This is a genomic window from Flagellimonas hadalis (genome assembly GCF_007785775.2).
In the GTDB taxonomy this organism is placed as follows: Bacteria; Bacteroidota; Bacteroidia; order Flavobacteriales; family Flavobacteriaceae; genus Flagellimonas; species Flagellimonas hadalis.
Genome location: NZ_VNIK02000018.1, coordinates 48,828 through 70,426, shown reverse-complemented (window position 1 = coordinate 70,426; position 21,599 = coordinate 48,828). Strand labels below are relative to the sequence as shown.

22 protein-coding genes are annotated in these 21,599 nt (G+C 45.4%); 8 read left to right on the top strand and 14 right to left on the bottom strand.

Translation table 11 applies throughout. From position 1 onward, the window contains the following. The 14 genes from FOT42_RS17440 to FOT42_RS17375 all read right to left on the bottom strand — a co-directional run. Window positions 1–582 (bottom strand): cation transporter (locus FOT42_RS17440; RefSeq protein ID WP_192938436.1); only part of this gene is annotated, 582 nt, incomplete at its 3' end. 293 nt (window positions 583–875) lie between these two features. Continuing rightward, complete coding sequence (locus FOT42_RS17435) at window positions 876–1,439, bottom strand: DUF305 domain-containing protein (protein WP_067035938.1); 564 nt, start codon at window positions 1,437–1,439, stop codon at window positions 876–878. A 111-nt stretch (window positions 1,440–1,550) separates the two neighbouring features. After that, window positions 1,551–1,775: a heavy-metal-associated domain-containing protein gene (locus FOT42_RS18165; RefSeq protein WP_161594393.1), complete on the bottom strand. Its 225-nt coding sequence runs from the start codon at window positions 1,773–1,775 to the stop codon at window positions 1,551–1,553. A gap of 204 nt (window positions 1,776–1,979) precedes the next feature. Continuing rightward, window positions 1,980–2,537: a helix-turn-helix domain-containing protein gene (locus FOT42_RS17425; RefSeq protein WP_313790835.1), complete on the bottom strand. Its 558-nt coding sequence runs from the start codon at window positions 2,535–2,537 to the stop codon at window positions 1,980–1,982. A 303-nt stretch (window positions 2,538–2,840) separates the two neighbouring features. Next, window positions 2,841–3,542: a PepSY domain-containing protein gene (locus tag FOT42_RS17420; RefSeq protein ID WP_036385860.1), complete on the bottom strand. Its 702-nt coding sequence runs from the start codon at window positions 3,540–3,542 to the stop codon at window positions 2,841–2,843. Continuing rightward, the gene (locus tag FOT42_RS17415) at window positions 3,542–4,039 is read right to left on the bottom strand and encodes a YybH family protein (protein WP_119618910.1); all 498 of its coding nucleotides are present in this window, start codon (window positions 4,037–4,039) and stop codon (window positions 3,542–3,544) included. Before FOT42_RS17415 ends, FOT42_RS17420 begins: the two co-directional genes overlap by 1 nt. A 339-nt stretch (window positions 4,040–4,378) precedes the next feature. Continuing rightward, window positions 4,379–4,837, bottom strand: coding sequence for a heme-binding domain-containing protein (locus FOT42_RS17410; protein WP_151891736.1), 459 nt, complete (start codon window positions 4,835–4,837; stop codon window positions 4,379–4,381). Beyond that, a complete protein-coding gene (locus FOT42_RS17405; RefSeq protein WP_067035964.1) occupies window positions 4,838–5,467 on the bottom strand; it encodes a DUF3347 domain-containing protein in 630 nt (209 codons plus the stop codon). It lies immediately after the preceding gene. Window positions 5,468–5,598: 131 nt separating this feature from the next. Further along, window positions 5,599–6,906 carry an APC family permease gene (locus FOT42_RS17400; RefSeq protein WP_036385867.1) on the bottom strand — a complete coding sequence of 436 codons (1,308 nt, stop codon included), beginning with the start codon at window positions 6,904–6,906 and terminating at the stop codon, window positions 5,599–5,601. Then, window positions 6,907–9,363, bottom strand: a complete 2,457-nt coding sequence (locus tag FOT42_RS17395) for a multicopper oxidase domain-containing protein (protein WP_036385870.1) — start codon at window positions 9,361–9,363, stop codon at window positions 6,907–6,909. It lies immediately after the preceding gene. A gap of 25 nt (window positions 9,364–9,388) precedes the next feature. Then, window positions 9,389–11,230 carry an efflux RND transporter periplasmic adaptor subunit gene (locus tag FOT42_RS17390; RefSeq protein WP_036385873.1) on the bottom strand — a complete coding sequence of 614 codons (1,842 nt, stop codon included), beginning with the start codon at window positions 11,228–11,230 and terminating at the stop codon, window positions 9,389–9,391. Between the two features lie 4 nt (window positions 11,231–11,234). Further along, on the bottom strand, window positions 11,235–12,458 hold the full coding sequence (locus FOT42_RS17385) for a TolC family protein (protein WP_090294896.1): 1,224 nt from the start codon (window positions 12,456–12,458) through the stop codon (window positions 11,235–11,237). Window position 12,459: 1 nt separating this feature from the next. After that, window positions 12,460–16,296, bottom strand: a complete 3,837-nt coding sequence (locus tag FOT42_RS17380) for an efflux RND transporter permease subunit (RefSeq protein WP_036385877.1) — start codon at window positions 16,294–16,296, stop codon at window positions 12,460–12,462. Between the two features lie 104 nt (window positions 16,297–16,400). After that, a complete protein-coding gene (locus FOT42_RS17375) occupies window positions 16,401–16,817 on the bottom strand; it encodes an HYC_CC_PP family protein (protein WP_036385878.1) in 417 nt (138 codons plus the stop codon). Window positions 16,818–17,380: 563 nt separating this feature from the next. On the opposite strand from FOT42_RS17375, the gene FOT42_RS17370 reads away from it, so the two are divergent. The 8 genes from FOT42_RS17370 (at window position 17,381) to FOT42_RS17335 (ending at window position 21,584) form a co-directional block, all read left to right on the top strand. Then, the gene (locus FOT42_RS17370) at window positions 17,381–17,800 is read left to right on the top strand and encodes an HYC_CC_PP family protein (protein WP_036385880.1); all 420 of its coding nucleotides are present in this window, start codon (window positions 17,381–17,383) and stop codon (window positions 17,798–17,800) included. Window positions 17,801–17,966: 166 nt separating this feature from the next. Continuing rightward, window positions 17,967–18,548 carry a helix-turn-helix domain-containing protein gene (locus FOT42_RS17365; protein WP_036385881.1) on the top strand — a complete coding sequence of 194 codons (582 nt, stop codon included), beginning with the start codon at window positions 17,967–17,969 and terminating at the stop codon, window positions 18,546–18,548. Window positions 18,549–18,656: 108 nt separating this feature from the next. Beyond that, window positions 18,657–19,031 carry a c-type cytochrome gene (locus tag FOT42_RS17360; protein WP_226789941.1) on the top strand — a complete coding sequence of 125 codons (375 nt, stop codon included), beginning with the start codon at window positions 18,657–18,659 and terminating at the stop codon, window positions 19,029–19,031. Then, window positions 19,028–20,185, top strand: a complete 1,158-nt coding sequence (locus tag FOT42_RS17355; RefSeq protein WP_151891735.1) for a hypothetical protein — start codon at window positions 19,028–19,030, stop codon at window positions 20,183–20,185. Before FOT42_RS17360 ends, FOT42_RS17355 begins: the two co-directional genes overlap by 4 nt. A gap of 20 nt (window positions 20,186–20,205) precedes the next feature. After that, window positions 20,206–20,523: a hypothetical protein gene (locus tag FOT42_RS17350; protein ID WP_147378303.1), complete on the top strand. Its 318-nt coding sequence runs from the start codon at window positions 20,206–20,208 to the stop codon at window positions 20,521–20,523. A 24-nt stretch (window positions 20,524–20,547) separates the two neighbouring features. Beyond that, the gene (locus tag FOT42_RS17345; RefSeq protein ID WP_036378936.1) at window positions 20,548–21,060 is read left to right on the top strand and encodes a hypothetical protein; all 513 of its coding nucleotides are present in this window, start codon (window positions 20,548–20,550) and stop codon (window positions 21,058–21,060) included. Between the two features lie 30 nt (window positions 21,061–21,090). Further along, window positions 21,091–21,354: a hypothetical protein gene (locus FOT42_RS17340; RefSeq protein ID WP_081894146.1), complete on the top strand. Its 264-nt coding sequence runs from the start codon at window positions 21,091–21,093 to the stop codon at window positions 21,352–21,354. Between the two features lie 14 nt (window positions 21,355–21,368). Continuing rightward, a complete protein-coding gene (locus FOT42_RS17335; RefSeq protein WP_036385886.1) occupies window positions 21,369–21,584 on the top strand; it encodes a heavy-metal-associated domain-containing protein in 216 nt (71 codons plus the stop codon). Window positions 21,585–21,599: the final 15 nt, after the last annotated feature.

The window sequence follows — 21,599 nt, the reverse complement described above, 5'->3', positions numbered from 1 at the left end:
GCCTTTACTGAGCCAAAATTCAGGAAAAAAGGTATTGAATGCACTGAACAAAAAGGCAATGCCCGTACTGAGTGCGACCAAGGTATCCATATTGGCCTTACCGAATCTGGCCTGTTTGAAGGCATTTATGAAAAAGCTTCGGCCAAACCAGAACAGGATAGGAACGGCAAGTACCAACGAAATCCACCTACCCGGGACCCAATCCATAAAAAACATCCCAAGAAGGAAAATGGGAAGTGTCAAAATAGCGGACCAAAGGGTTCGCTTTTTTATGGATACATAATGCTTTTTCGAAAGCTCTTCCTGTACTTCGGTAGGATCCTCGGCATCCACAATTATATTATAACCGATTTGACGTACCGCATTTTGAAGATCGCTTAGGTCCATAGCACTGTCATACTCCACAAGGACCGTACTGTTGGCAAAGTTGACACTGGCATTGTAGACCCCTTCGGTATGGCCCAGCATGGATTCCACGCTGGATGCACAGGCAGCACAGGTCATTCCAGTGACCGGGAAAGATTTTTTTGACACCGTCTTCGCTTTCCTTTCGGTGTCCTCAATAATATCGATTGCATCCATTTTCTACTCCAATTTGTATGGTACAAATTTCAGAATAGACCTAAAATGGACTGTTACGTTATTTACTGAAAGAGTTGTAGAATTTTCCGAAAAATCAACTTTTATCTTTCCTCGTCAAGTACTTATAATTGGTGAGTGGTTTATAGAATTCGGCAACATCTATGAAATCAGGTTCGCCCACGTCAATCTTTTTTGGAGAATTTGCCCCGATCAGTTTAGAATATATTCGATAGGACAAACCATTGTAGTGAACTTGGGGCAAAACAAGAATATTGGTAGTAAATAATCGCCTCTCATTCGGCCAGATTCTTTGTTTCTTCCCTAAGAGATCCCTCGAATTTAGGAATAGGCCGCTTTTCTTTTCCTGCTTCGGTTTCCACTATTCCATTTTCCTTGATGTCGTTTATCAACCACTGCATTTCCATTATCTCCCTGCGTTGTGCCTTGATAATTTCATTGGCAAGCTCCCGTACCCTGACATCTTTTATTTGAGAACGTTCACTGGTCAAAATAGCAATGGAATGATGGGGTATCATTCCTTCCATGTAGTCGACTCCTGAAACGGTAACCTGACTCCTGACCAGCCATATCCCACCTGCAATCAACAAAACACCCAAGGCTAATATTGACATGTTCTTGCGTCGGTCTTTATACATCTGTAGCATATATAGCAGCATAATAATGATCATCGATCCCCCCATGATCAAAGTCATGAAAAATCTAGTCTCACTATACCAAAAATGATCAATGATTTGATATGAGTGGGTGTACATTAAAAAAAACATGGCGACCATTGAAGTACCAATCATCGCAAAAAACTTTAAATAATTATTGGATTTCCTTTGACTATCTTCCATTGTGCAAATTTTATCTGGTTATTGTGATTATTCCTTGACTTTCGAGTATTGAATTGTTCCATTCCAATTGTAGGCCTGACAATTTACCTGTCCCAGTTATCGTATATCGGTTCAATTGGCTTTGTTCATCGCTTGTATTTTATATTGACCCCCCTTATTTTCCAATGCCTTTTGTAGCTTTTCAAGGGGGACCTCAAATTGCGACTCCACTGTAGCTTCTGCGTTTTTTAGATCGACCGCTACATCGGCTACACCGGCCACATTGAAAAGAGCTTCTTCAACGTGCCCCCTACAGCCATCACAAGTCATTCCTTCTATTTGGTATCTTCTTTTCATGTTGTGATCATTTTTTATTTTAACAATTTTACACCTAGAATCAACAATGTTGGTTCCAACACGTATGGGAAAAGTAACACTTTCTGTATAAGGGCGTTGTTTGAAAAAAAACAAACCTTGACCCATTTGCGAAGAAAGGTGTTTTTTAAATAGCGTTTAGGAGGCTGGTTCCTTGGAAAGGTATTGCGCCCTTAATGGTAGAGGTTAAATATCATCAAGCGATATTCTATTTTGTATGGCACTTTTCTTAAATTGTGTAGGTGTCATTCCAGTAACTTTTTTAAATTGGTTGCTTAAATAGGCAACGCTGCTATAGTCCAATTGAAACGCTATTTCCTTTAAGCCCAATTCGTCATAAACAAGAAACTCTTTGATCTTTTCAATCTTTTGGTTGATGATATATTGCTCCAAGGTAATGCTTTCCACCGCGGAAAACAGCGAACTAAGATACTTATAGTCAAGATGCAATCCATCGGAAAGGTATTCGGGCCATTTGACCTTTTCCATGGGTCCGGTGTAGTGTATCGCCTCAATCACTAGGTTTTTGATCTGTTCTATCAACTGACCTTTACGATCGTTGATGATCGTAAATCCAATTTTCTCAAGTCGTTCGTTGAGACCTTCCCGTTTTTCAGGCGTGATTTTCCCATTGAGGGTTATTTCACCCAACGACACATTCATATAGGGAATGCCCTCATCGTCCAAAATACCTTTGACGGCCATGATGCATCTCGGACAGACCATGTTTTTGATGTACAACACATCTTTCGATTTACTGGACCCAACTTCCATATCATGCAGTGAATTTCCACAGGGCCTTCAAAAAAATGACGACCACTGCCAATATAACGATCAATATCAAGGCCAATATGCCAAGGATTTTCTTTCTTTTTTCCTTTCTATTCTTGGCCGGATCCCGTTTCTTTTTCGCCAGACCCCTTTTTTTCTTTCGCCTTTGCCTCCTAAGTTCGCTCATTTTTCCCAAAATGGTTCAACTGGCACAATAGTCAACTATTTGCTCCTAACAGGAGTCCTTTGCCAAATAAGTATGTCAATGTGTTTGAACTATCGCCTTTTCCATAATTTTCTGATCGTTGGTGAGCTGACATACCACAACAAGAATCCGCTCAAAACGGTAATCAATCCCATCAGGGAAAAAATCCGTAAAACCATGGTGTTAAAATCGTCCCGTCCCTCATAGTCCATAGTATGGGTCATCCACAAAAAATCGAACCATCTCCAGGACCGATGCCTTACACGTTGAAACGACCCATCGGTCTCTGAGACATACGCTTTAAGGTTTTCATCCGTTTCATAGGTGATCACATAGGCCGGTAATGGACGTCCACGATACTCGTGCTGCCCACCTGTTTGGGTGAGTCTTTCAACACTTTTGACCTTAAGTTCGGGCAACATATACTGTGAAGCAACGGCTAAGGCCTGTTGTTCATCGATACCCTTTTTGATCTCCCCCGTTTGTGCATCCATCAAAACCCCGCCATTGATCCAATAATAGGGACTTCCCCCTATATTTCTCATTTCCAAAGATTTGATTTTAACGTTCCCGTGTCCATTGGGAGCAATTAAATTCCCAAATTCTGACTGGTCCGGATGCTCCTTGATGAATTGATCTCCATGGATCTCGTCAATGTCCGTCCAACTAAAATATAGTCCACTGATGGTCCACATTAGGAACTGGATCCCAATAAATAGGCCAAGATATCTATGTATCTTTCTGACCTTCATCGATGTTTTTCTTCCGACCATTAGTTCTTCCCGTTGTTCCGTGAGGAGTTATGCATCTTTACAATTTTCCAATCCCCATCCGTTTTTTTAAGGATGGTGGTGGCAACCCCTTTTCTGCTGATCGTTTTGCCCTCACCTCCATTTTCCGATTTTAGGCCAATGGTATAGACATAGCTTTCCGTAGTAAAGGCAAAGGGTAGCTCCACCTTCACTTCAATGGTATAATCCGAAAACCTAAAACTGTTGAAATGTCCAAGTTCTGGACCTATATGATGGTCGAGATAATGTTGATAGGTGCCTTCCACGCCCCCGGATTCAAAAACTTCGGAATCTTCCGCAAAAAGCTCCAAGGTACCTTCCGTGGTCAAATTTTGCAGTGCTTCTTTATAGCTTTCCAAAATCCTCAGCACAGCGGCCCTGTCCTGGTCTAGGTTTTCCTTGTTAGGGTTTGTTTGGCCAAAGCTTGTCCCTGTGAGAAATACGGCCATTAGAAAAATCTGTAAAGTAATACGTTTCATTGGTTTGTTTTAGCATTGTTTAGGTTAGTATTTATTGTATGATAAAGGCTCCCAGGGCAATCGAAATGACGATCCCATACAGGATATGGGCCAACCATTTTTTTAAAATGGCCTTTTTCGGCTGGACAGGTCCATTGTCACGACAACAATCTTTCATCTTCTTTTCCATTAGTGCCTGACAAGGGAAGGGAACGATTAACTAACTAACTCACCAACCAATCAACTTTGGGTGTTCCCCTCCCTTTCAGGACTTTATTTCCTCATTCATAGTAACCGGACATGACCAACAACAATAGCAATATCGTTTGTCCCGGTTTTAGGGTAATTTCCATGTCATTTTCAATTATCCAATTCTTCCATTAGATCATTTACCAAGGTCAATATCCGTTCTTTCTCTTCCACCGATAATTTTGCATCCTTATGGATCAGGGTATAGGAAGATAGGGGCATCTTATCGTCTTCGATCTGACTTGCGATGGACATTAGTTTGCTCCTTTTTCTTCGATCCGAATAGTCGCCCCATTCATTGAAATTGAGTTCTTCCTTTCCCTCTTTTATGTGTTCTTCCAAAAACCAGGCGATGGGTTGGACCTTATTGTACCACGGGTATTGGGTGTTGTTACTGTGGCAATCATAGCAAGATACCCGCAAATCGTGTTCGATATCCTTGGCAACCTGGTTCACCGACATGAAGTCCGTATCGGGAACCACATCGCTCAAGTTGGGATCTGTGGGCACAAACTGGATGCCCACAAATCCCAACAGCACTACCAATACTATGATTTTCAGTACTTTCATTTAATTGATTTCCTTTTGCACCTTACCACAGGTCAACATCTTACTTCCAAAAAATGGATTCTGGATTTCGCTACTTGCGCTGAGCCACGTTCCTCCTTGGTTGTTGTTGTACATGGGGCAGAATTGTTGGTACAAGGTTTTGGAAGTCCCGGTTATGGCAATAAAATCGACCATATCCTTGCCCAGTCCCTCAAAGTGTTCCCGTTGGTGACCGATATCACTTTTGGCGATATGCTCCCCATGTTCCTTGGCCACTTCAATGATATCGGACAGCTCCTTCTGTTGCTGTTCATCGTATACGCTGATATCAAAGCTGCCCAAGGCACTGGCCAAGGCTTGGCCCGATTTGGCCGCTTCATCCTTATTGTCCGCCACCAGGGCATCCTTCAGTTGGAGGTAGCTATCGATCACAGATGTGCCCTGTGCATCGGACGAACCCATATCATGGTCCATGGTCCCGTGGTCCATTTCCCCCGCAGAGCTCTCATGGTGATGGCCCTCTTCCGTTCCCATCTCCATATGGGCTCCTTCCTTGTCATTTGTTTCCTTCTTACCGTCCTTACAGGAAATCACGGTAACGGTCAATAGCGCAATGGCAATTGTACTTAATGTAACTGTTGTTCTTTTCATTGTAATTGATTTTAAGATTAATTCCTGATTTTGATTGCCCGGGGTCGGCATATTTGTATTATCCCCCATTATTGTTACTATTTTAATTTTTTCATCTAATTTTCCATTTCTCCCACGCAAGCACTCTACCCTTATTCTTCCTCGACCGTACGCTTTTTCCCCAAAAACAATCGTTCCCCGAAAAAAATAAGCACCATCAATACCAGGGCAACAATGACCACCAAAAGATCACTACCGGCCTTTGACCAAATAAAGGCGCCCAACACCAGTACATCCAGCACAAGGGCCGTAATGAGGATAATGGGATTTGCACCGATTTCCTTTCGTAGATTGTTTAGGACCCCCCAATGGATCCCGATATCCATGATCAAATAAAAGATGGCCCCCAATGCAGCGATCCGGCTCAGATCGAACAACATGGTGAGCCCTATGGCAATCACCACGGTATACACCAACATATGTTTCTGTATGTCCCCGGGAATCCCAAAATGTCGATGTGGTATCAATTCCTTTTCAGTGAGCATGGTGGTCATCCGGGAAACGGCAAAAATGCTGGCAACGACCCCGGAAACGGTGGATATGATCGCCAGACCAACGGTGAACCAGACCCCATATTTTCCAAAAGCGGGTCTGGATGCCTCGGCCAGCGAATAGTCCTTGGCCGCAATGATTTCCTGGATGGAAAGATTGGAAGAGACCGCAAATGCCACCATGAGATAGACCAGGGTACATATCACCAAAGAAATGACAATGGCCCGTCCCACGTTACGTTTGGGATCGACGATCTCATCCCCACTATTGGTAATGGTGGTAAAACCCTTATAGGCCAATATCGACAGTGCCAATGCCCCCAAATAATCCACCAGGGAATGCTCGGTCAAGGACTGGGAAGGAACGACCTGATCAAAGGTAAATCCAGCTGCCCAAAGGCCACCAATGGCAAAAACCGCTATCCCGCCGATTTTTAGTATGGCCATGACCAAGGACGATCCCCCGATAGCTTTGTTTCCCATCACATTGACAATAAAGGCTGTGATCAACAACAATACCCCAAGGATCGGGGGCCAGAATCCTTTCGACTCCACATCAAAAAGCTCCAATACGTAGGTCCCGAACGTCCGGGCCACCAAACTCTCATTGATGACCATGGAAAGGGCCATCAGCAGTGCACCGGTAGCGGTCCAGGCCGTTTTACCGTAAACCTTTTTGAGGTACATGCCAATGCCCCCGGCAGAGGGGTAGGTATTGGACATTTTGACATAGGTGTAGGAACTGAAACCTGAGATGACTGCCCCGATTAAAAAAGCAAAGGGAAACCATTGGCCGGAGAGTTCGGCAACCTGACCCAAGAGCGCAAAAATTCCCGCACCGATCATCACACCGGTTCCCAAAGCAATGGTATTGGTCAGACTCAGGCTATTTTTTTTGTATTCTGCCATTTAAAAACGGGCTAGCAGGCCTCCGCCCCAACCATATCGGTTGTTGTAATTGGCCTGGATTGAAAAATTACGTGAAAGGATATAGGAGGCCCCTACCAGCCATTGGGTCTCACTTTCATAGGATGAATTCCCCAAATCGTTGACCCATCCAAAATCGGCCCGAAATTCATATTCCCCCTCGAGGAAAATCCTGGGAAAAAGCAATAGTTCCCTATCCAACCTTATTCTTGGACGCAGCTGGTGGTCCATACTCACATCCATATTAAAGCGGTATGGGGTAAAATACTTGACCCCTATCAGTCCCACTGTATTGAAACGGTCATAGGAATCAGGGATGGAGGTTTCCGTGTTTACCCCTGCATAGACCCGTACCCAGTCATTGAGATACCTGTTATAATTGACTTCCACCTCGGCATTTTGGTCGTAGTCAAATTCTGCCCGTACCCCAAATTCATTCCTGATATTACTTGAAACAAGGAAGAGTTCATTAAAATTGGAACCCAATCTGGCAGCACCCCAAGCATAATAATGGTCAGTTTCATCTACCAACTTTTGAACAGGAAAATCCTTCATCCTCAGATCCCTTGGGGTATCATAACTGAAAACCCTGGCCATGCCCCCCATCATGTGGTAGAGGATATGACAGTGGAAAAACCAATCCCCGTACTCTTCATTATAAAATTCGATGACCACTTTCTGCATGGGCGGCACATTGACCGTATGTTTCAAGGGTGACTTTTCACCATTCTCATTGATGACCCTGAAATAATGCCCATGGAGGTGCATCGGATGGTGCATCATGGTCAGGTTGTTGAGGGTGATCCGGGTTACTTCCCCACCTTTGATCTTGATCTTATCGGTTTCTGAAAGTGGCACACCGTTCATACTCCAGATATACCGTTGCATATTTCCCGTCAGGTTCAACAGAATGTCATTGACGGGCAGATCGGCATTATAGGTAGTACTTTCCTTTGCTTTTAAGAAGTCATAGTTGAAATACGTTTTACGGGTATCGTAATCAAAAGCTGAAGTGTCTTTCTGCATCATTGGCATAGTCTGAACCATAGGGTTTTCCATCTTGTCCTTATGTCCGGTGGATTTCATTGACGTTGAATCCTTTTCCATTCCTGCCATATCCCCCATCTTTTTATCCATCTCCATGTGCCTATGATCTTCATTCGCATTCATAGGCCTTTTATCATCCATCTTCGCAATGGGTTTATCCTTTTGACCGCTCATTTCGGTCTTATCCATCGACATCCCATTGTGCATACCCATATCCATGCTGCCATCCTTCATGTCCATCTGCATCCCATACTTTTGCATCAAATATTCGGGTGTATTTTTCTTCTTGTTGCCGGCCATTGCCGGAGCTCCCATTTTCATGTCCATTTGGGCCATTTGTTTCATCATCGCCACTTTGTCGGGCCTATCGATGGTCGTTGCGGGAAAAAGCGTTCCCTGCCCTAAATGCAACGAGGTATGCCCGGAGCCGTCCTGTGCCGTGGCCGTTACCTCCAAAGTGCCTTCAGGAACGGTCACGATGACATCATAGGTCTCGGCAATGCCAAAAAGAAAACGACTTTTGGAAACAGGCTCCACATCGACACCATCCCCGGAAACCACCATGGGGTTACCGCCACCGAAATCCATCCAATAATAGGTGGAGGCAGAGGCATTGACGAACCGGAGCCGCACTTTTTCCCCTGGTTTGAAATCAGGGTATTCGGCCAATGTTTTCCCATTGGTCAAAAATGCGGGGTAGTAGATATCCGCAATATCCGCTCCTTCCATACGATCTCGCCAAAATTTGAGTTGTGCACCTAGTGCACCTTCCTTGATGACCCTGCTCAAGGGCACCGCGGTCCCTTTTTTGACCTGGTACCACTCGTTTCCCCGTTTAAGGTTTCGGAGCACGTTCATGGCCTTTTCGTTCGTCCAATCGGAGAGCACCACGACCAAATCCTTATCGTAGTCCAACGTCTTTTCCTTGGGATGGATCAGTATCGAGCCATACACCCCCTTTTGCTCTTGCAGCATGGTGTGGGAATGGTACCAATAGGTACCTGATTGGTTGATCGGAATCCGATATTGGAAAGTTGTGCCAGGTTCTATGGGCGGTGTGGTCAAATAGGGAACCCCGTCATAAAAATTGGGCAAGATCAATCCATGCCAGTGTACGGAGGTTTCCACATCCATCTTATTGGTCACGTTGATCAGGGCGAAGTCACCCTCGTTGAATTCCAAGACCGGTCCCGGAATACTCCCATTGATGGTCATTGCATCGGCAGTGACCCCACCGAGGGTCAATTTGTTCTGTTCCAGTACAAGATTGTATTCCCGAACGGGTCTACCTTCCTCTTTTCTGTCCTCACCATTTGTCCCCACTTGCCCAAAAACATGGGTCGTCAAGGCAGTTAGGACAAAAAACAAGATTTTAGATTTCAATATTTTCATCATTCATTCATTTACATTTGTTCAATTACATTTCATCGGTGATTTCACCGCAGGTCAACATAGCCTCTCCGAAATAGGGATTTTTGATCTCTTTGGTCGTACTCAACCAATAGGCACCTTTGTTGTTATCGGCCATCGGGCAAAACTGTTCGTATATCTTTTGATCGACCCCAAAAAGCTTGACACCTTTGGATAGATGGGCGGACAGATGTTTAAAATGATCGCGTTGGGCTTTGATATCCGATATCTTTGAAATGGAATTCGCCGAATTGGAGATTTCCTTCGATATCGTCATCCAATGGCCGTGCGCCTTTTTGTCCGTCAATTGTTTCATATCCACATGTTCCAAGGCCGACAACACTTTTTTTGCAGCGGCATTGGACTTGGCGGCATTATCATTGACAAGCGCATCCTTTAACTCCAAGTAGGCGCTCAACACCTGTTTTAATTGGTTTTTAAAAGTCGCTGTCGCCGTCATTCGCTGGTTCATATCAGAATGGTCTGTTTTGTTTTCCAAGCCGGGATCCCCCATATCCATTTCCGAATGATCGCTACCGCCTGTACCCTTGTCATCCCCCATCTTCATGCCTCCGTGGTTATGTCCCGTCATGGCGGGCCCACCTTCAGGATTCATCATGCTCGGTTTCCCGGCCAATTGGGCCGCCGCGTCGATACTAAAGGTCCCGTTTACCGCGATCTCATCCCCTTCTTGCAGCCCCTCCTTGACAATGAAACCATTTCCCAACGATGGTCCCAAGGTGACATCGCGCAACACAAAATTCACCCCATTGGATGTGGTATTCTTGATGTATACCACAGAACGTTCCCCGGTCCACATCACTGCCGACTTAGGAATGGTTATCGCTTCTGATGCAATGGGCTGTTTTGCTTTTACGGTTCCGGAAGCGAACATTTCCGGCTTTAACCTTAAACCGGTGTTCCCGATCTCGATTCTGGCCTTGGCAACCCTTGTCATGGGATTGATCACCGGGTCGATATAGGAAATCCTGCCTTTGAAGTTTTCGCCCGGGAGCGAGGGTATGGTAAAGACCACTTCATCGCCTTTTCTTACCCAGGGCATGTCGGACTCATAAATATCGAACAGTACCCAAACGCTGTTCAGGTTGGCAATTTGATATAATGCCTTGCCCTTGTTGACATAGTCGCCAAGGTTTACCATTTTTTCGGTAACGTAGCCTGAAACATCGGCATGTATCGGCAATTCCTCCTTAACGGTCCCGGATTGAAGTATCTGTGCGATTTGGTTGTCGGAAAGCTTCCAGTTTTTTAATTTTTCCTTGGCGGCATTAAAAAACTGCGGTTGGGTGTCCGCTACCTTTCTTGCTTCAAAAAGTTCCTCTTGGGCAGTGACCAGGTCAGGGGAATAAATATAGGCGATGATCTGCCCCTGTTTGATGTACTCCCCTGTAAAATTGACCATTAGCCGTTCCACCCTCCCGGGAATATGGGAAGATTGGGAATAGATCGATCGTTCATCCGCTTCCACCTTGCCATTAAGATCGATCAATTTGACCGGGGCGGTCTTGCCCACGATTTCCGTAGTGACATTGGCAAGCTGCATGGCGGTTTTCGACATGCTAACGGCCATGGGGTCCAGTTCCGAACCGTTGTCATTTTCCAAAGGGATCAAGTCCATCCCACAAATGGGACAATCTCCCGGTTCCGTCTGTCTGATCTGGGGATGCATGGAGCAGGTCCAAATGGTTTCTCCCGATACTTCCGAAGTATGTTGGTGTTCCTCTGTGGCATTGCCCTTGGAGCCCCCGAACAATAGCCATCCCAGCAAAAGTCCAAGAACCAAGGTGGACAAGGCTATTTTTACTATTTTTTGTGTTTCTGATTTCATCTGATTATTTTTTTGCCGTGATATAGTTAAACTTGGCCAACGCTATTTCATATTGCGTCAATGCGCTTATTTTCAATTTAGTATACTTCAACAATTGTTGCTGCATTCGTAACACCTCCTCGAAGTCCTTCCCGGAATTCCCATAGGCTGTGAACAACAGATTGAGTGCTTGTTCCGATTCCATGATCTGTTCATCAAAGAGGGAAATCAAATCCGTCTGCTGCCTTATGTCAAAAACGGCCATTTCATAATTGGTCTTCAATGTATTGGTGACTTCCTTTTTTTGCAGTGCATAACTTTCCTGCATCAATTGGGCCTCCTTTTCGGCTGCCCTGTACTTACCCCTGAATAGGGGCAGGCTCAAGGTAACCATGGGCATCAATACATCCTTGCCATTATCGGGAACCACCATGTCGGTACGCTTATCAACCATTACATAGTCCAGTCCGACCCCCACTTTTGGCAGGCCTTGTTTAAGGGCTGCCCTTTCGGATGCCGCTGCAGCCTTGACCTTTAATTCCAGGGAATTCAAGAGCGGATGGTCCACTACCAAGGAATCTTTGACATAATCAATGGGCAGTACATTGACCCCAAAGGTCTCAGGGATGTTTATTTGTTCATCTTCCTTACGGTCCAATAGTTTATTGAAGGACGCCAAAAGGGGGATTTCCTTATGTTTAAGGATACCCAGATTCGTCCGGGCTTCCTTTAAAAGCACGTCCACCCTTAAGACATCGACCAATGATCCCAAGCCATTTTTGAATTTCGTATTGGAAACCGTCCTGTAGGATTCCAGAATGGCAATGTTGTCCTCTTCGATCCGTACCCACTCCTTAAGTTCGTACAATGGAAAATAAGCTGCTGAAACCTCGTAATAAAGTTTGTTCCTGGCATCCAAAAAAGACTGGTACTTGGCCTCTGCCATAAGTGCAGCGGCATCACCTTGGGCCTTTAAGGTTCCAAACCAAGGAAACATCTGAGTCAGTGAAAACCTTGCCTTTTGGGGCCCTACCCGGGTTTCGACCGGGGAGATGAAGTACCCAAAGGACAGGTTTGGATCTGGTAAAGCCTTCACCTGCGGTACTTTTTGTAACGCCGCCTCAAAATCTTTGTACTGTGAAAGCAACCCTGGATTGTTCTCAGCCGCTACCTTAAAGTAATCCTCCAAGGTCTGGCCGTTGGAAAGGATACTTGTCAAGACAAATATGATGGTCAATACATTTTTCATTTTACTGTATTTTTTTCAATGCTTTGTTGCGATTTATAATGACTGTTTCCCTCCAATAGGCTTGGAGTACCGGGACCACGAACATGGTCATGATCTGAATGGCCATTCCCCCAAAAGTCGGGATGGCCATGGGAATCATAATGTCGGCCCCTTTTCCGGTAGAGGTCAGCACGGGCAAAAGGGCGATGATGGCCACGGCGGCCGTCATCATGGCGGGACGGACCCTTTTTTTCCCTGCCTCCAAAACCGCCGCTCTTACATCCGGTACGGTTTGAGGGTTCTTTTCCTCAAAAACCTGGTGGATGTACGTACCCATGATGACACCATCATCGGTGGCAATACCGAAAAGTGCGATAAAACCAACCCAAACCGCAACGCTTAAATTGATCGTGTGCATTTGGAACAGATCCCGCATGTTGACCCCTGAAATGGCAAAATTCATGAACCAATCCTGACCATAGAGCCAGAGCATTATGAAACCTCCCGCAAAAGCAACAAAAACTCCGGAAAAATGGATGGAGGATGCGATGACCGTCTTGAACTGAAAAAACAGGAGCAAGAAAATCACAATCAAACTGATCGGTATGACAATGGACAGTCTTTTCACTGCCCTGATTTGGTTCTCATAACTCCCAGAAAACTTATAGCTTATTCCGGCGGGAACCGTTAATTCCCCTGCATCGATTTTTTTCTGGATGGCTTCCTGGGCATCGTTCACCACATCGACTTCCGCAAAACCGTCCCGTTTATCAAAAAGCACATAGCCCACCAAAAAGGTGTTTTCGCTCTTGATGGCCTGAGGCCCGCGGACATATTCAAAATCCACCACTTGGGATAAGGGAATTTGCGCCCCTACCGGTGTGGGAATCAAAATTTTCTTCAACGATTCCGGGTCGTCCCTCAATTCCCTCGGGTAGCGCACCCGCACGGGAAAACGTTCCCTACCTTCAACGGTGGAGGTGATTTTCATCCCACCGATCGCTGTTTCGATGCTTTGCTGCACATCTTCAATGTTCAAACCATATCGGGATATCCCGTCCCTGTTGATATTGAGGTGCAAATAAGGTTTGCCCACTATTCTATCGGCGAATACGGCTTCTGCCTTGACCGAGGGCACTTCCTTCAAGATACCTTCCAATTGCATCCCAAAATCCTCGATGGTCTTCAGATCGGGACCAAAAACCTTGATCCCCATGGGAGCGCGCATTCCGGTCTGCAACATCACCAACCGGGTTTCTATGGGCTGTAATTTGGGAGCAGAGGTTATGCCCGGGATCTTGGTGACCTTTACGATCTCATCCCAGATATCGTTGGGGGATTTGATATGAGGCCTCCAGTTTCGGAAAAACTCACCGTCCTCATCCACGATCAGGTCCTTCTCGGCAATCCCTAACTGCAAGGCCTCCTCATTGGTCAAAGTGTCTTTATGCTGGGTAATGAACCTGTCCTTTCGATCTACTTTATAACGGACCCTATGTCCGTCTTCATTCACAATGAATTCAGGTTTATAGTTGATGATGTTCTCATACATGGAAATGGGTGCAGGGTCCAGTGCGGATTCAACGCGACCGAGTTTACCGACAACCAAGTCCACTTCGGGTATGCTTCCCAAGAGCATATCCAACTGTCCAACCACCCTTTTGTTGTATTCCACCCCTGAATGCGGCATGGATGTCGGCATCAACAGGAACGAACCTTCATTGAGCGATGGCATGAACTCGGATCCTATTCCCGGGAATCTCTTGGAAGCTGCCTGCCATCCCGAGGTCTGTCTGACACTTTTCCAACCTACCGATTCAAAGCCTTTGGCCACGATTCCAAAGGTGCTATCGAACCCCAGCCAAACCAATACCCCAAAAAACAGGGTCACGAATGGGATGAGCATGAACTTTCCTTTGTTTTCCAGACACCACTTTAGGACCGGGGTATAGAAATGTACGATTCCCATCAAAGCGGCCAGGATAATGCCCACTAGGAACAACACAAAAAAGTAGTTGACCACAATACCGTTTTGGGGTCCCAAGGGCATCCATTCCTCGGTCAGGAAGAAGGAAGCGATAAAAACGGTCAGTCCCAAATTGATATAGTTGGGAAACGATTTATAGTGCTCCGGCCATTTGGGTTCCATCAAATTGTTCAACCCAATGAGTGAAATGACCAATGGCAACCACATCTGGGCATAAAATGCAAAAATAAGCCCGGTGGATATCAATAGAATGGACCAAAACCGTCGCACCCGTTTCTTGTCATAATCCACCCCCATTACAAAATGGGCCAATGCCGGAAGCACAACGATTCCCAGCACAAAGGCGCTCAACAGGGCAAAGGTCTTGGTAAAGGCCAAGGGCCTAAATAGCTTCCCTTCTGCCGATTGCATGGCAAAGACAGGCACAAAGCTCACGACGGTGGTCGCCAATGCGGTCGTAATTGCCGAGGCCACTTCCACGGTGGCCTTATATATTACCTGAATGAGTTCCTTGCCCTTGGCACCATGGTTCTCGGGCATTTCCAAATGACGGATAATGTTCTCGACGAACACGATCCCCACGTCCACCATCACCCCTATGGCAATGGCTATCCCGGAAAGGGCCACCACATTGGCATCTACCCCGGCATATTGCATGACAATAAAGGTCATTAGGACCCCGACAGGCAATAGACTGGATATGATCACAGAGGCCCTCAGGTTGAGGACAAGTACCAGTACAACGATGATGCTGATCAGTATTTCGTGGGACAGGGCATTTTCCAAAGTACCTATGGTCTCGTGGATGAGCTGTGTCCGGTCATAAAACGGGACCACGGTCAATTGGCTTTCCACACCATTGGCCAATGTCTTTTTGGGCAAACCGGGTGCGATTTCCTTGATCTTGTCCTTCACATTATTGATGACCGCCAAAGGATTGGAACCATAACGGGCGACCACGACGCCACCTACCACTTCGGCGCCCCCTTTATCGAGCACGCCCCTTCGTGTGGCCGGTCCCAAGCTGACCACCCCAATATCCTTGACCCGAACCGGGACATTGTCAAAGACGGCAACCACGGCCTTTTCTATGTCTTCCGTATTTTTGACATATCCCAAGCCCCTGACCAAATATTCTGCTTGATTGACTTCAATGGTCTTGGCGCCCACATCCCTGTTCGACTTCCGTACGGCCTCCATGACCTTGTATAAAGGAATATTATAGGCTTTCAGGGCATCTGGATTTACATCCACTTGATATTCTTGGACGAAACCACCGATCGAAGCCACTTCGGACACCCCGTCCACGGCATTCAACCCGTATTTCACATAAAAATCCTGGGCAGTCCGTATTTCGTGCAGATCCCATCCTCCTGTAGGGTTCCCATCCTTGTCCCTTCCTTCCAGGGTATACCAATATACCTGTCCCAATGCCGTGGCGTCAGGACCCAAAGTCGGGGTTACCCCATCGGGCAACAGCCCTGCGGGAAGTGAATTCAATTTTTCAAGGATCCGGGAGCGCGACCAATAAAATTCCACATCATCATTAAAAATGATATAGATACTGGAAAATCCAAAGATGGATGAACTACGGATCGTTTTCACCCCTGGAATTCCAAGTAAATAGGTCGTCATTGGATAAGAAATCTGATCCTCGATATCTTGTGGCGATCGCCCGGGCCATTGCGTGAAAACAATTTGCTGGTTTTCCCCAATATCGGGAATGGCATCCACGGGCACCGGGTCTTTTGGGAGAAAGCCCGTATTCCAATTGAAGGGGGAAGTGACAATCCCCCAGGTAACCAACGTTATTAAAACGAGAACGGTCACCAGTTTGTTCTCTAAAAAGTATTTTATGATTTTATTAAGCATATCATGAGTTTATTGTGTTGGAAATAGTGAAAATGTTCCAAAGGCAATAAATACCTAGGGCCATGCCAAAAACCATAGCACGGCCAAACGTCATCGATATGCTCTTAAATAAGGAAAGTTTGATCAAGAATCTGAATATCCTTGACCAAAAGGGGCGGAGGGTAATGTACGACAGAAACTATATTTTCCTGTAATCCCTCAAAAAGATTGATGTAACTGTACGTGAAGGCAACCAGGAACTGATGCTCCCCAACACTTAAATTTTCAACGGAAAGCAATAGATCCCCATTTCCTTGTACGGAAAGCGTTTCGTCATCGCAACACTGTTTTTTCTGCAGCTTGTGCTGGTGTGAATCCGATGGCTGCTGCATATCCATTCCACAGGATTCCGCTTTACCGAAGAAGGAAAAATCAACAAGATCTTCCCCACAATAGTGTTGTGCCACCGCAAAGGAAAAGGTGGATGCCAGCACGTTGAGTGCCATAAAACAAGATAATATTTTGAACCAAAATATTCTCATAAGCGGTTACAAAACTACAAAAATTTTAACAACCTCATTAAATTTAACACAATTTATACAAGGATTCCGCATAAAGCCCCTGCTTTTCAAAGTACCGACCATGGCACCCCATACTTTTGACCATCAATCATTTATACGACCATCGTATCTGGTCCGGGACGGTATAAAGCACATCGTGGTTCGAAGGCCCTCCTTACTGGCAACGGATGGAACCCTGACCAATAGCATTGTATTTTCAACCCGATTAAAGGTGGAACCCTTGTCTTCAATCGAACCATAACAGACCTTAAAGTTCCTCGATACCGAATCCGATCGTTGGACAGCTGACGGTCATTCCTTTCCCCACATATTGTATACCAGTATAGTATTGTGATCCTTGTGGTGGCCCAATGCCAGTACTTTTGGTAAACCTGATATTTGTCATGTTTTTTCCGAATCCCATACCTTACATTTGGAACCAAATCCTGCTGAAATCACACACAAACAGTAATCATATGGATAACTGCATAATTGATTACAGTTTGATTTTTAGCGAGTTAAACAAAATTTAGTAACTTTAGGAAGTGAAGCAAACCACATCGAAAATATTGTCCCTGTTTCTGGCCTGTTCTGTATTGATCAGTACCACTTCCTTTGCATCGAATGCCCATTTTTGCTGTAACAAGTTGGTCAGTTTTTCTGTGACCGGCAAAGCAAAACCCTGCGACCAAAAGCTTCAAAATCCCAAAAACACCTCAAGGAAGTGCTCTTTGGAACAAAAGGATTGCTGCAGCACCGATACCTATGCCAATATTGGCAAGGATGACCTGATGCTGGATTCCTTTGACCTTGATTTCGGCACACTTGTATTTCTAAATGCCTTTATTTTTTACCATATCGATCGTTTCGAAGGGCTACAGGAAAACATAATCCCTTTTAAAGACTACGATCCCCCGTGGATCGAACAGGATCTCCTTGTCCTTCATGAAACTTTCCTAATTTGATTTTTACACTGGCGGAACGTCAATGCAATCGTTCGCTCTTCACATTGGTCATGGCCACTAAATGACCTTTTTTGTCGTGTGCTATCTCCACGACGGCATATCCTGATCGATTCTCCTATCGGGTTTTGACCCGATATTATTTACGCTTAACAATAACTCAGACACCATGGATTCCAAAAAGGAATACTGGATAAAGCATATGGTCTGTAGGCGATGCCTCAAGGTCATAAGACAAGAATTGCATGACCTGGGCATTGAGGTTCTATCCCTTGAACTGGGGAAACTTACGGTAAATGCCCCGGAAATAGGGATTGCCGAAGTTGACCAAAAAGTCGTGGACGTCCTACATTCCAATGGCTTTGAAATAGCCAAAAGCGAAGAGGAAATGATCGTTGAGAAAATCAAGATAGGCTTGATTTCCTTAGTGACCAACGTCCCGATTAACCACAAAGGGAACACCTCGGACTACCTTGTCGATTTATTGCATCGCGATTACAAAGTACTGAGCAAGGTTTTTTCCAGAAATGAAAACATCACGATCGAAAAGTACTTTATCAAGCTCAAGATCGAAAAGGTAAAGGAGCTTATCCAACTGGGACAATATTCATTTTCCGATATCGCCTATATGCTCGATTACAGCAGCGTCAACCATTTGTCCGCACAGTTCAAGGAAATTATGGGGATGAGCATGACGGATTACAAAAACGGACAAATGTGGCAAAGGGATTTTCTTGACGAAATAATATAAAAATCCAGGAATATTATGAAGATGGCCTGTCAGGTCAAACAGTAGTTTTAACGCAACAACCTAACAAATAATAAAATGAAACTTACACAAAAAAAATCAATACCCATAATGCTAACGTTCCTAATGACCCTTTTGGCCCTACAGGCGACCAGAGCACAGACCCAATGGGAAGCCCCGGCCAGTGCGGACAATTTGAACAATCCCTTAAAAAATGATGCCACGGCGACAGAAAGCGGCAAACGGACCTTCAGAATGCTCTGTGTGATCTGCCACGGGGCCAAGGGTAAGGGAGACGGCATGGGCGGAGCCGGATTGACCCCAAAACCCACCGACTTGACCAGTGCCAAGGTACAGTCCCAATCGGACGGTGCCCTATTCTGGAAATTGACCAACGGTAAGCCCCCTATGGCTTCCTATGAAACCGCACTTCCCGAAAACAAGAGATGGGAATTGATCAACTATATCAGAACCTTGAAAAAATGAAAAAACTACTAATGACCCTAATTATCTTAGGGTTGGGATCTTCGGCTTTGGCCCAGACCTACAACACCTTTGAACCCAGTAAGACGCAGTTCATGCTGCGTGGTTACGGACACACCGGATTTGAATATTTGGATACCGGTGGTGAACAAGAATCCACCTTTCTAGGGGCCACATTCGCCCCTATATTCCTCTACAAGCATTCCGACAAGCTCATGTTCGAGGCCGAACTGGAGTTTGAGCTCGAAGGAAATGAATTGAAAACGGGACTGGAATATGCCGATGTGATGTATGTGCTCAACAAGCACATGACCGTAAGGGCCGGTAAATTCCTGCTTCCCTTTGGAACCTTTATGGAGCGTTTGCACCCTGCATGGATCAACCGACTTCCAAGCAGACCCCTTGGATTTGGTCACGACGGAATTGCACCGGCCTCCGATATCGGCGTCGAACTCAGGGGGGCATTCGATCTGGGCGGTCCCAAACTGAACTATGCGGTTTATGTGACCAACGGTCCGCGCATCAAAGATGGAAGTGAGGAGCCTGAAGAAGCGGGTATGCTGGATTTCGGTTATTATGAAGATGTGAACCTGGCCAAGGCCTTGGGTGGCAGGATCGGCCTACTCCCGCTCTCGGATTCATCCATGGAATGGGGGATTTCCGCCTATATGACCAACAGTACCGGTGCAGAGGACTCCGATTACAAGGATGTGGGTGCCTTTCTTTGGGCGCTGGATCTTTCCTATGTAAAATCGATCACCCCCTTACAAGGGGTTGTGGACATCAAGGCCCAGTACAACAGTTCCAATGTGGATACCGCCACCTACTATGAAATCGAAGATGGGATTTCCGAACCTTACTCCTTTGACAACCAAAGCAGCTCCTTTTATACACAATTGAGCTATCGCCCCATCATGTCGGGAAGCGACTTTATGAAACAACTTGAATTTGTGGGTCGATATTCCGATTTCAACGCACCTGAAGGAGCGGAGTGGGAAGAGAAGTCAACGCAGTACGCTTTTGGTTTGAACTATTGGCTGAGTTGGCGTTCCGTGGTCAAATTCAGCTATCAAACCACCAAGATGGAAGGTGGTCATGACAGTGATGGCACGACCCGTACCAATGGATTGTTTGTGCATTGGGCCATTGGATTTTAAAATCAAAAAAAGAAAGTGAAATGAAAACAACAACGAATTTTAAAGCAGCAATAATCCTGTCCGTCATGGCATCGATCATGGTCGCCTGCTCCTCCAATAAAAAACCCATTGCGACGGATACCGCGACCGAGGTGGCGGGGAGTGAAGTGGATTTCAAAATTGAAAAATCCGGGGCGCAGCTCTGGGGCGAGGTGTGCAACCGATGTCATATTGCCCCTTCACCCGCGGATTACAACGATACCGATTGGGAAACCATAAGCCTGCACATGCGGGTTAGGGCCAATCTGACGGAAGAGGAGATCACCAAAATCGAATCCTTTCTGAAATCAGCCAATTGACGATTAATCCTTAATTCATATACAATGAGAAATTTAGTAATTATTTTTTCTGTGATAGGGCTTTTGTCCTTGAACGGTTGCAAACAATCAACCGATGTACAAACCTTGCTTCAAAACGAGGAAACCAGAAGCGAGATCCTTAAAGATCTGGTACAAAACCATGATTATATGATGGAATTCATGGAACAGATGCAAGGGAGCGACCATGCCATGCAAATGATGCAGGGAAACAAAAAAATGATGGGCACCATGATGAAGGGACAAGGCATGCAAATGATGATGGGCGACAGCACCATAATGAACCAAATGATGGGCAACAGACAAATGATGCATTCCATGATGAACGGAATGATAAAGGATGGCGAGATGATGGGCGAAATGATGCAAATGATGCAAGACAAAGGGATGATGAGCAATGATTGTATGGAGTCGTGCATGAATATGATGAAGGAAAAGGGAATGGATATGGAAGGAATGGGAATGATGGATGATGGTACAATGAAATCAAAAGGAGATGACCATTCTGAGCACCATTAACACATAATAGGTAACGAAAAAATAAAAATCATGAAAGGACATTGGATTTGGATGGTCATCGGTTGTGGTCTCCCGCTATTGTTGATTTTTTTTGCGCCTGCATTTGGCATTACAGGGTACAATGGGCTTTTTTCCTTTATCATCGTGATGTTTTTGATACACCTTTTCATACCTCACGGTGGTCACGGGCATGGTGATCATGGAAAATCTGATAACAGTAAATACCATGATCATGACAAAGAGCAAGATTCCACTGAGACCCAAGAAGATCACCGGGGGCATCGGCACCATTAAAATATACTTTCGAAATGAAGTACAGATATCAAATTAACGGAATAAGCTGCGGTGGCTGTATCACAAGAATCAAGAAGACCTTGGAAGAACATCCTGAAGTAGAGCAAGTAGAAGTTTTTTTACAGCCTATGGGCGCAACCATTGTAACAATGAACAAGAAGCTTACGGTAGAAGAACTGCAAGGGCAACTCAACAAACTTGAGGGCTATACCATAGCAGAGATTAGTTAAAATCATAAAAACCTT